The 11,326-nt window shown below is 59.8% G+C and carries 10 protein-coding genes; 3 read left to right on the forward strand and 7 right to left on the reverse strand.

Features of this window, described 5'->3' with window-relative positions:
• Positions 1–133 precede the first annotated feature (133 nt).
• Positions 134–1,036, forward strand: coding sequence for a LysR family transcriptional regulator (locus tag ACLF6L_RS00425; protein ID WP_200171637.1), 903 nt, complete (start codon positions 134–136; stop codon positions 1,034–1,036).
• On the opposite strand, the gene ACLF6L_RS00430 is transcribed toward ACLF6L_RS00425, so the two are convergent.
• Together ACLF6L_RS00430 and ACLF6L_RS00435 are read right to left on the reverse strand one after the other, a co-directional pair.
• Positions 1,009–1,167, reverse strand: a complete 159-nt coding sequence (locus ACLF6L_RS00430; RefSeq protein ID WP_412852110.1) for a hypothetical protein — start codon at positions 1,165–1,167, stop codon at positions 1,009–1,011. The two genes, ACLF6L_RS00425 and ACLF6L_RS00430, sit on opposite strands and share 28 nt — an antisense overlap.
• Before the next feature lie 267 nt (positions 1,168–1,434).
• Positions 1,435–3,372, reverse strand: a complete 1,938-nt coding sequence (locus ACLF6L_RS00435) for a TonB-dependent receptor domain-containing protein (RefSeq protein ID WP_412852109.1) — start codon at positions 3,370–3,372, stop codon at positions 1,435–1,437.
• A gap of 170 nt (positions 3,373–3,542) precedes the next feature.
• Between ACLF6L_RS00435 and ACLF6L_RS00440 the strand changes: the two genes are divergently transcribed.
• Complete coding sequence (locus tag ACLF6L_RS00440; RefSeq protein ID WP_200171637.1) at positions 3,543–4,445, forward strand: LysR family transcriptional regulator; 903 nt, start codon at positions 3,543–3,545, stop codon at positions 4,443–4,445.
• Here the strand turns inward: ACLF6L_RS00440 and ACLF6L_RS00445 are convergent.
• Positions 4,418–4,576 (reverse strand): hypothetical protein, encoded by a 159-nt coding sequence (locus ACLF6L_RS00445; RefSeq protein ID WP_412852110.1) that lies wholly within the window; start codon positions 4,574–4,576, stop codon positions 4,418–4,420. The two genes, ACLF6L_RS00440 and ACLF6L_RS00445, sit on opposite strands and share 28 nt — an antisense overlap.
• Positions 4,577–4,843: 267 nt before the next feature.
• Positions 4,844–6,781, reverse strand: coding sequence for a TonB-dependent receptor domain-containing protein (locus ACLF6L_RS00450; protein WP_412852109.1), 1,938 nt, complete (start codon positions 6,779–6,781; stop codon positions 4,844–4,846).
• Positions 6,782–6,951: 170 nt separating this feature from the next.
• Here ACLF6L_RS00450 and ACLF6L_RS00455 point away from each other — a divergent pair, with 170 nt between their 5' ends.
• The gene (locus ACLF6L_RS00455; RefSeq protein WP_200171637.1) at positions 6,952–7,854 is read left to right on the forward strand and encodes a LysR family transcriptional regulator; all 903 of its coding nucleotides are present in this window, start codon (positions 6,952–6,954) and stop codon (positions 7,852–7,854) included.
• Here the strand turns inward: ACLF6L_RS00455 and ACLF6L_RS00460 are convergent.
• The 3 genes from ACLF6L_RS00460 to ACLF6L_RS00470 form a co-directional block, all read right to left on the reverse strand.
• Positions 7,827–7,985 carry a hypothetical protein gene (locus tag ACLF6L_RS00460; protein WP_412852110.1) on the reverse strand — a complete coding sequence of 53 codons (159 nt, stop codon included), beginning with the start codon at positions 7,983–7,985 and terminating at the stop codon, positions 7,827–7,829. The two genes, ACLF6L_RS00455 and ACLF6L_RS00460, sit on opposite strands and share 28 nt — an antisense overlap.
• Positions 7,986–8,114: 129 nt before the next feature.
• Positions 8,115–10,127: an asparagine synthase (glutamine-hydrolyzing) gene (gene asnB, locus ACLF6L_RS00465; protein ID WP_200171638.1), complete on the reverse strand. Its 2,013-nt coding sequence runs from the start codon at positions 10,125–10,127 to the stop codon at positions 8,115–8,117.
• Between the two features lie 106 nt (positions 10,128–10,233).
• Positions 10,234–11,301: an aspartate carbamoyltransferase gene (locus tag ACLF6L_RS00470; protein ID WP_238617197.1), complete on the reverse strand. Its 1,068-nt coding sequence runs from the start codon at positions 11,299–11,301 to the stop codon at positions 10,234–10,236.
• Between the last annotated feature and the right edge of the window lie 25 nt (positions 11,302–11,326).

Below are 11,326 nucleotides of genomic sequence, written 5' to 3' on the forward strand. Positions count from 1 at the left end.
GTCATGGGCGTTTTTTCATGGAAGGCGTTAATGAGTATGTTTATCATTTGATGGAGAATGCTATCTCCTGGCCCATGCGGAAAGAAGATAGGCTTTGTGAACGACTTGTCCCGAAAATGGAACGTGTGACCAGATGAGTGACTTTGAGGCGTTGAAGGCCCTGATTGCACTGCGGGATCATGGCAATCTCACCGCGGCCGCACGGTTTTTGGGCCGTCCCAAATCCACCTTGAGTCGACGTCTGGCGTTGCTGGAACAGGATCTGGGGTTGCGGCTCACCCGCCAGTCAGGGGGCCGGCTGAGCCTTTCCGAGGTGGGTCAGTGCTATGCGGACTATGGGGAAAGAATTCTTTCGCTGTCCGAAGAGGCCCGCGAGGCGGCGCAATCCCTGTCCAGTGACAGGCGCCGCAATCTGTGTGTCTGGATCAGCCATGAAATGGCCTGGGGATGGGCGATCTGGGTGATGAACGATTTCCTGGCCCGTTATCCGGAATATTCCCTGGAAGCCAGGGTGCTGCTACCGGGCGCTCAACCGCCGCTTGACGAGGTGGATGTCTGGCTGGCCTGCGGCCAGGTTCAGGCCCATGGGTTGGCCTGTCAGCCTCTGGGTCGCTGGCAGCGTCGTCTCTACGCCGCCAGCGACCCGGATGCATGCTGCTGTCACCTTGAGGATCCGGATCAGATAGAGCGTTGCTCCTGGATAGAGCTGACCGGTGAATCGGATGCCATCCATCTGCGCCACAGGGATTCCGGCCATTCCCGGCACATCAATCCCCATGCCCGGCTGCGGGTTAATTCCCTGCAGACCCTGGCCGATGGCATTGCACGGGGATATGGCGTCGGGATGTTGCCGGCCTGGGTCGCTGAATGTCCCAGGCACGGGATCATGCGCGGCAGACTGGCCCGGATACTGGCGGACTGGGAAATCATGCCCACGGATCTGTTCATGCTGGTCCGATCCGGCTTAAGGTCCAAGTCAGTGGAATGCCTGACGGCGCACATGAAATCTCAACTGCCTGTGCGCTGGCGGCTGTGATCTTCATTGAGCATCTGCGCCAGCTCCGGCGGGCTGGCGGCACCGAAGTACAGGGTTCGATGGGGGAAGGGGATCTCCACCCCCTCGGCATCAAAGGTCTGCTTCACCCGTCTCAGGAACTCCCGTCCCACCTCCCACTGCTTGATGGGCAGGGTCTTGATGCGTCCCAGCCCGGCCCGGAAGTTCCGGACTCCCGCTTTCGCGGGAGTGACGGCAGTGGGGCCTCATCCCCGGTCCTTTTGTGAGCGTGATTGATAAGAAAACACCAAAGAATGGAAACTACGGGGCAAGCCCCGGCCGTGCCCCCCTTGAAAGAGGGAGGCACGGGCTTGTGGCTGATCATTGGAATCCTGCTGAGCAGGAATTAAGGATTCAGTACATCCCTGAGGGGATGAATGTCAGAACTGATAACGGGCCATCATTCTGATGTCTCGCCCCGGTTCCAGCGTGGCGCCGTCATCCCCGATGGTGGTCTGTTCGCTATAGCTGCGATCAAACAGATTTCTCACTGCCAGCGACAGTGATAATGCAGGTATGCTTGCAGGCTGCCATTGGGCCTGTAAGTGATGGAGGGTATGGCCGGAACGGTCAATCTCACCGTCTTCCAGTCCTGCCTGGGCGACGAGGGTGTACCCCATGGTCATATTTTCGTCGATTCGCCAGACATGATCCCAGACCAGTCGATCGCCGGTATTGCTACCCACGCGCCGAATGGTTGTGATCCGGTCACCGTTCTGATCCACCGTTTTGGCATGCAGGTATGAAAGGGTTGTCTGATAACGACCACTCTGCCAGGAGGTCCTGGCTTCCCACCCCTTGCTGGTGACCCGGTCATCGTTATAAAAACCCGTGACTGGCTGGCCGCGGCTACCACCTATCTGAACGATCAGATTGTCAATGTCATTATGAAAATAGGTCAGGGAGGCATCGAAACGATCGGCATCACGAATCAGGCCCCGTGCCTGATAGCGAAAGCCGGCTTCCTTCTGCTGTGAGCTTTCCGGTCTGAAACTTCGACCGAAACTGCGTTTGCCGGTTTGTGCATTGAATGTGGGTGTGTCCACGGCTGATGCCAGCCAGCCGATGGGTATGACGCCGGTACTGCGCACCGCTTCTCCGTAGTTGGCAAACGTACTCCAGCCCTTGCCAATGTTGACTTCGATACCTGCATTGGGGGAGATTTCGTTGCCACTGATTGCGATGCGGCCGTAGTCGGTTTCATAACGGTCAAACCTTGCTCCGCCGGAGAGTGTCAGTCTGCCGATATAGACATGGTCCTGAATGAACAAGCCCAGGTTGTTCAGGTTGTTTCTGTGTCCCTGGCGTTCGCCATTGTTGTAGATCTCTCCATCTTCCGTGTAATAGTCGATGCCTGTTACCAGATTGTGTGTGCTTGAAATCCAGTCGATAACGGCATTGTTTCTCAGTTCAAAACCTTTTCCGGTACTGGTGGTTTCATTGTTTCTGGTCTGATTGTTCAAGGTGTTTTCATTATTGAACAGGTTCAGTGAGAGATTGACCAGAGGGGTATGTAGTGCATGATAGCGGTAGTTGACGATGTAGGTGTCCCTGTCATTGATCTGATATTCAAGCGGGGCATCCGGGTCGTATGCACCATCACCGGCCGCCCAGCGATAGAGCCCACTGTTTCGGCTTCTTTCAGCACTCAGCCGGAGTGAATGACCTTCGTTTTCCAGAAGGCTGAACTTGATAAAGTAATGGCGATCCCGCCCCGCGGAGCCGTGTACCCTGTCGCCTCCACCGGTTTCATAGTCTTCGCGATTGACGCCCTTGATATGGGCCATCAATCCACTGTGACTGCCCAGCCGGGTATACGCGGTTGCGGCACCGTGATCGGAGCGGTCAGCGGTGTAATAGCCTGCCCTTATCGTTGCACCTGACTGCTGATCAGGGGACAGCAGATCCTGCGCGTCGACGGTCTCGAATCGTATTGCCCCTCCCAGCGCTCCGGCCCCCCGGTCAGCCCCCGGGCCGGCCAGCACTTCCACCCGTTTCAGCAGGTCGGGATCCAGTGAGCCGATACCACCATGATGCTGGAACAGGCTGCGTCCCTGTATGGCGCCGTCAATGGTGATGTTCAGATTGGAGGCATCAATCCCCCTCAGATAGAGGCGTTGAGCATTGTGTGATCCACCCCCGATGGTGATGACGCTCTGATCCCGGAAGACATCCGCCACCGAGGCGGCAAGATTCCGCGTCATCTGTTCCGTGGGGATGATTTGCGTATTGTCAATGTGTGAGCCCTCGATGCTGATGGGCTGCATGTCGACCTGGGTCACATTGCCTTCGGCTTGGGCGGCCAGGGAGGCCGTCATGCACAGTAAAGTACTGACAGCGGCAGGTAACTTAAGAGTCATGGGCGTTTTTTCATGGAAGGCGTTAATGAGTATGTTTATCATTTGATGGAGAATGCTATCTCCTGGCCCATGCGGAAAGAAGATAGGCTTTGTGAACGACTTGTCCCGAAAATGGAACGTGTGACCAGATGAGTGACTTTGAGGCGTTGAAGGCCCTGATTGCACTGCGGGATCATGGCAATCTCACCGCGGCCGCACGGTTTTTGGGCCGTCCCAAATCCACCTTGAGTCGACGTCTGGCGTTGCTGGAACAGGATCTGGGGTTGCGGCTCACCCGCCAGTCAGGGGGCCGGCTGAGCCTTTCCGAGGTGGGTCAGTGCTATGCGGACTATGGGGAAAGAATTCTTTCGCTGTCCGAAGAGGCCCGCGAGGCGGCGCAATCCCTGTCCAGTGACAGGCGCCGCAATCTGTGTGTCTGGATCAGCCATGAAATGGCCTGGGGATGGGCGATCTGGGTGATGAACGATTTCCTGGCCCGTTATCCGGAATATTCCCTGGAAGCCAGGGTGCTGCTACCGGGCGCTCAACCGCCGCTTGACGAGGTGGATGTCTGGCTGGCCTGCGGCCAGGTTCAGGCCCATGGGTTGGCCTGTCAGCCTCTGGGTCGCTGGCAGCGTCGTCTCTACGCCGCCAGCGACCCGGATGCATGCTGCTGTCACCTTGAGGATCCGGATCAGATAGAGCGTTGCTCCTGGATAGAGCTGACCGGTGAATCGGATGCCATCCATCTGCGCCACAGGGATTCCGGCCATTCCCGGCACATCAATCCCCATGCCCGGCTGCGGGTTAATTCCCTGCAGACCCTGGCCGATGGCATTGCACGGGGATATGGCGTCGGGATGTTGCCGGCCTGGGTCGCTGAATGTCCCAGGCACGGGATCATGCGCGGCAGACTGGCCCGGATACTGGCGGACTGGGAAATCATGCCCACGGATCTGTTCATGCTGGTCCGATCCGGCTTAAGGTCCAAGTCAGTGGAATGCCTGACGGCGCACATGAAATCTCAACTGCCTGTGCGCTGGCGGCTGTGATCTTCATTGAGCATCTGCGCCAGCTCCGGCGGGCTGGCGGCACCGAAGTACAGGGTTCGATGGGGGAAGGGGATCTCCACCCCCTCGGCATCAAAGGTCTGCTTCACCCGTCTCAGGAACTCCCGTCCCACCTCCCACTGCTTGATGGGCAGGGTCTTGATGCGTCCCAGCCCGGCCCGGAAGTTCCGGACTCCCGCTTTCGCGGGAGTGACGGCAGTGGGGCCTCATCCCCGGTCCTTTTGTGAGCGTGATTGATAAGAAAACACCAAAGAATGGAAACTACGGGGCAAGCCCCGGCCGTGCCCCCCTTGAAAGAGGGAGGCACGGGCTTGTGGCTGATCATTGGAATCCTGCTGAGCAGGAATTAAGGATTCAGTACATCCCTGAGGGGATGAATGTCAGAACTGATAACGGGCCATCATTCTGATGTCTCGCCCCGGTTCCAGCGTGGCGCCGTCATCCCCGATGGTGGTCTGTTCGCTATAGCTGCGATCAAACAGATTTCTCACTGCCAGCGACAGTGATAATGCAGGTATGCTTGCAGGCTGCCATTGGGCCTGTAAGTGATGGAGGGTATGGCCGGAACGGTCAATCTCACCGTCTTCCAGTCCTGCCTGGGCGACGAGGGTGTACCCCATGGTCATATTTTCGTCGATTCGCCAGACATGATCCCAGACCAGTCGATCGCCGGTATTGCTACCCACGCGCCGAATGGTTGTGATCCGGTCACCGTTCTGATCCACCGTTTTGGCATGCAGGTATGAAAGGGTTGTCTGATAACGACCACTCTGCCAGGAGGTCCTGGCTTCCCACCCCTTGCTGGTGACCCGGTCATCGTTATAAAAACCCGTGACTGGCTGGCCGCGGCTACCACCTATCTGAACGATCAGATTGTCAATGTCATTATGAAAATAGGTCAGGGAGGCATCGAAACGATCGGCATCACGAATCAGGCCCCGTGCCTGATAGCGAAAGCCGGCTTCCTTCTGCTGTGAGCTTTCCGGTCTGAAACTTCGACCGAAACTGCGTTTGCCGGTTTGTGCATTGAATGTGGGTGTGTCCACGGCTGATGCCAGCCAGCCGATGGGTATGACGCCGGTACTGCGCACCGCTTCTCCGTAGTTGGCAAACGTACTCCAGCCCTTGCCAATGTTGACTTCGATACCTGCATTGGGGGAGATTTCGTTGCCACTGATTGCGATGCGGCCGTAGTCGGTTTCATAACGGTCAAACCTTGCTCCGCCGGAGAGTGTCAGTCTGCCGATATAGACATGGTCCTGAATGAACAAGCCCAGGTTGTTCAGGTTGTTTCTGTGTCCCTGGCGTTCGCCATTGTTGTAGATCTCTCCATCTTCCGTGTAATAGTCGATGCCTGTTACCAGATTGTGTGTGCTTGAAATCCAGTCGATAACGGCATTGTTTCTCAGTTCAAAACCTTTTCCGGTACTGGTGGTTTCATTGTTTCTGGTCTGATTGTTCAAGGTGTTTTCATTATTGAACAGGTTCAGTGAGAGATTGACCAGAGGGGTATGTAGTGCATGATAGCGGTAGTTGACGATGTAGGTGTCCCTGTCATTGATCTGATATTCAAGCGGGGCATCCGGGTCGTATGCACCATCACCGGCCGCCCAGCGATAGAGCCCACTGTTTCGGCTTCTTTCAGCACTCAGCCGGAGTGAATGACCTTCGTTTTCCAGAAGGCTGAACTTGATAAAGTAATGGCGATCCCGCCCCGCGGAGCCGTGTACCCTGTCGCCTCCACCGGTTTCATAGTCTTCGCGATTGACGCCCTTGATATGGGCCATCAATCCACTGTGACTGCCCAGCCGGGTATACGCGGTTGCGGCACCGTGATCGGAGCGGTCAGCGGTGTAATAGCCTGCCCTTATCGTTGCACCTGACTGCTGATCAGGGGACAGCAGATCCTGCGCGTCGACGGTCTCGAATCGTATTGCCCCTCCCAGCGCTCCGGCCCCCCGGTCAGCCCCCGGGCCGGCCAGCACTTCCACCCGTTTCAGCAGGTCGGGATCCAGTGAGCCGATACCACCATGATGCTGGAACAGGCTGCGTCCCTGTATGGCGCCGTCAATGGTGATGTTCAGATTGGAGGCATCAATCCCCCTCAGATAGAGGCGTTGAGCATTGTGTGATCCACCCCCGATGGTGATGACGCTCTGATCCCGGAAGACATCCGCCACCGAGGCGGCAAGATTCCGCGTCATCTGTTCCGTGGGGATGATTTGCGTATTGTCAATGTGTGAGCCCTCGATGCTGATGGGCTGCATGTCGACCTGGGTCACATTGCCTTCGGCTTGGGCGGCCAGGGAGGCCGTCATGCACAGTAAAGTACTGACAGCGGCAGGTAACTTAAGAGTCATGGGCGTTTTTTCATGGAAGGCGTTAATGAGTATGTTTATCATTTGATGGAGAATGCTATCTCCTGGCCCATGCGGAAAGAAGATAGGCTTTGTGAACGACTTGTCCCGAAAATGGAACGTGTGACCAGATGAGTGACTTTGAGGCGTTGAAGGCCCTGATTGCACTGCGGGATCATGGCAATCTCACCGCGGCCGCACGGTTTTTGGGCCGTCCCAAATCCACCTTGAGTCGACGTCTGGCGTTGCTGGAACAGGATCTGGGGTTGCGGCTCACCCGCCAGTCAGGGGGCCGGCTGAGCCTTTCCGAGGTGGGTCAGTGCTATGCGGACTATGGGGAAAGAATTCTTTCGCTGTCCGAAGAGGCCCGCGAGGCGGCGCAATCCCTGTCCAGTGACAGGCGCCGCAATCTGTGTGTCTGGATCAGCCATGAAATGGCCTGGGGATGGGCGATCTGGGTGATGAACGATTTCCTGGCCCGTTATCCGGAATATTCCCTGGAAGCCAGGGTGCTGCTACCGGGCGCTCAACCGCCGCTTGACGAGGTGGATGTCTGGCTGGCCTGCGGCCAGGTTCAGGCCCATGGGTTGGCCTGTCAGCCTCTGGGTCGCTGGCAGCGTCGTCTCTACGCCGCCAGCGACCCGGATGCATGCTGCTGTCACCTTGAGGATCCGGATCAGATAGAGCGTTGCTCCTGGATAGAGCTGACCGGTGAATCGGATGCCATCCATCTGCGCCACAGGGATTCCGGCCATTCCCGGCACATCAATCCCCATGCCCGGCTGCGGGTTAATTCCCTGCAGACCCTGGCCGATGGCATTGCACGGGGATATGGCGTCGGGATGTTGCCGGCCTGGGTCGCTGAATGTCCCAGGCACGGGATCATGCGCGGCAGACTGGCCCGGATACTGGCGGACTGGGAAATCATGCCCACGGATCTGTTCATGCTGGTCCGATCCGGCTTAAGGTCCAAGTCAGTGGAATGCCTGACGGCGCACATGAAATCTCAACTGCCTGTGCGCTGGCGGCTGTGATCTTCATTGAGCATCTGCGCCAGCTCCGGCGGGCTGGCGGCACCGAAGTACAGGGTTCGATGGGGGAAGGGGATCTCCACCCCCTCGGCATCAAAGGTCTGCTTCACCCGTCTCAGGAACTCCCGTCCCACCTCCCACTGCTTGATGGGCAGGGTCTTGATGCGTCCCAGCCCGGCCCGGAAGTTCCGGACTCCCGCTTTCGCGGGAGTGACGGCAGTGGGGCCTCATCCCCGGTCCTTCTCCCGGGGGAGATGCCCTGATCAGACCCTCCAGCCCAGCGCCTCGGCCCGGCGTCGGGCCAGGGCAGGGATGTCCTGGGCCACGAAGTGGCTGTGCAGTACCTGTACCCCGATCATGTGATTGATCACCGCATCCAGCTGCACCTGGGTGGAGGCGGAGGTCTCCGGCGACTCATGCAGCGCGAACAGGGCCTTCACTCCAGCCGGGTCCAGCAGGCCCGCATCCTGGATGGCCTGATCCGACAGGTACTGGTCCGCCAGGGCCTTCATCGCCGCCCACTTCTTCGGGTCCGTGTGGGCCGGCGGGGCCATGAAGGCGAACTTCTCGCGCTCATACAGCACCTTGGGCAGCAGTCCCTTCATGGCCTCCCGCAGCACGTACTTCTCGGTCCGGCCCTTGATGCGCATGGACGGCGGCAGGTGTACCGCCAGATCCGCCAGATGGTGGTCCAGGAACGGCGGTCTGGCTTCCATGGAATTGGCCATGTCCACCCTGTCACCGCCCCAGGTGAGGATCTGACCTTCCAGCATGGTCTTGATCCAGACGTACTGGGCCTTGTCCAGGGGATGGCGGCCTTCGATCATGTCGCCGTCCAGGGCTTCGGCAATGGCGCGGCCCGGCTCGTAACCCCGGACCGCATCCCGGTGATGGACGGCCATCAGGCCCGGGGCATGGGCGGCGCTGGCCAGCCAGGGCTGCAGACAGGAAGGGGTGAAGCCCACCAGGGCATCCAGGGCCGGGTCATGCAGTTCGTTTTCCGCCAGCATGGCTCCCTTGAAGAGCTGGTTGCTCTCCGCCAGCAGCTGTTCCCAGCTGGCCCGCTCAGCCGGAGACAGGGTGTCCAGGCCATGCAGGAACATGTCCCGACGGAAGGAGGGGTAGCCGGCAAACAGCTCGTCGGAACCCTCCCCGGTGACCACCACCCGGTAGCCGGCCCGGTTCACGTGGCGGCTCATCAGGAGCTTGGCCACTCCCAGGGTGTTGTAGATGGTGCGTTCCGCGTGCCAGAGGGTTTCCACCAGGTTGTCGTAGAGGTGGCCGGCATCCAGGCGCATGATGTCCTGGTCCGCCCCCACGCTGCGGGCCATCTCCTGGGCAATGGCGGTCTCGTCGTAGTCGGCGTTGTCGAAGCCGATGGTGAAGGCTTTGACCGCCGACTGCTGGTGGGCTGCCGACAGGCCCAGGGTGATGCAGGAGTCGATGCCGCCGGAGAGATAGCAGGCCACCGGCACGTCCGCCTCCAGGCGCAACTGCACCGCCTCCATGAGCTTTTCCCGGATGCCCTCGATGTAGAACGCCTCGTCCTTTTCCTCGCCCCGTTCCGACAGCAGGGGAAAGTCCATGTCCCAGTAGCGGTCGTCGCGGATCTGGAACTTGCCGTGACGACGCTCGATGGTGACCACGTGTCCGGGCTTGACCTGATGGATGCCCTCGAAGGCGGTGCTGCCGGGGACCATGGTCTGCATCAGCTGGTGATACAGGCCCCGGGACTCGAACCGGCGCGGCACGTCCGGATGGGCGAACAGCACCTTCAGTTCGGAACCGAACACCACGCTGCCGTTGACCTCGGTCCAGTACAGGGGTTTGACGCCGAACCGGTCGCGGATCAGCATCAGGCGATCCCGCTGGCGATCATAGAGGGCGATGGCGAACTCACCCCGCAGTTGGGGCAGCATGTCTTCCAGACCCTGGCCCCGATACAGGTGCAGCACCATCTCGGAATCGCTTTTGGTGCGGAATCTTGCCCCTCGGGAGGTGAGGTCGGTGCGGATGCGCTTGTAGTCGTAGAGTTCGCCGTTGACCGCCAGCATCAGGTTGCCGTCCTCGGACAGGAAGGGCTGGCGGCCCCGGTTCTCGTCCAGGTCGATGATGGTCAGGCGGGCATGGGAAAAGCCCACCCCGCGGTCGTCCTGTACCTTGTAACCGAAACCGTCGGGGCCGCGATGGTGCTGGATGGCGGCCATGGCCACCAGGTTTATGGGATCAACGGGTTTTTGCGGGTCGGCATGAATGACGCCGGCGATACCACACATAGGGCACTCCTTGAGGCTGTGAATTCGACATCTGCGCGGGAGCCGGCCCGTGGATCCAATGGGCACGGCAGTTCGCCGGCAAGGCCGGCTCCCGCGAGGCGGGGGATCAGGGGGTGTCCATCACTTCGCTGATGCGACGGACGATGCAGGTGAGCAGGGCCATGCGGATGAAGACCGCCCCCCGGGCCTGGGCGAAGTACCAGTTGTGGGGGGTGCCGTCCAGATCCGTGGACAGCTCCTCCCCCCGCGCCAGGGGATGCAGGATGATGGCCCCCTGCTTGAGGGGAGAGGCGGTGGACAGCTTGAGGTCTGCACCCATTTCCTCGTAGCCGTCACCCACCCAGGCAATGGCGTTGATATACACCACGTCCAGCCCGGGCAGTTCGGTGTTCAGGTCCTGGGCCACGCGCACCGACAGGCCCTGTTCGGCCAGTTCTTCCTGCTGACCCGGGTCGAAGGGCTCGGTTTCGTCGGTGAGGATCACGACCTCGCTGAAGGCGCTGGAGAAACGGGCCAGCAACAGCAGCAGGCTGCGCACGGTCCGCATGCGGTTGGGGACGCCGATGATGCCCACCCGAACCCGCCGGTTCGCCGGCAGCTCCGGGTCCAGCAGTTCCGGTCGCCATTTGAAGATGGTGTACAGGTCCGCCATGGCCTGGGTGGGATGCTCGTCGATGCCGTTGCCGGCATTGACGATGGGGATGCGCAGGGTGTCGAGCATCTCGTAGATGGCCCGGTCCTGATTGCTGCGCAGGACGATCACGTCACCATAGTTGTTGAACATCTCGGCGATGTCCGCCAGGGATTCTCCCTTGGCCATGCCCGTGCTCTTGGGGTCGGTGATGGACATGATGTCGCCGCCCAGCCGGTGCCAGGCGCTCTCGAAGGAGAGGCGGGTACGGGTGCTGGGCTCGTAGAAGGCACTGATCAGGATCTTGCCCTGCAGGGGCAGGTGCATCAGTGCCGGGGTGCTCTCGTACTGGGCCGCCAGGCGGAACAGCTGGGTGAGGGTGTCCCGGTCGAACTGGCGCGACGACACCACGTGGCGGCTGGACAGGGCCACCAGGTGCCGGGGGTCTTCGGCGATGCTTTCCATGAGTGCCTTGGGGCGCTCGATGCCGGCGGTGCCGTCCTTGGGCCTGAGCGGCTTTTGCAGCTGGGCGTCGACTACCATCGTTGCGTGTCTCCTGATGCGTCTT

This window comes from Ectothiorhodospira shaposhnikovii, from assembly GCF_047222355.1.
In the GTDB taxonomy this organism is placed as follows: Bacteria; Pseudomonadota; Gammaproteobacteria; order Ectothiorhodospirales; family Ectothiorhodospiraceae; genus Ectothiorhodospira.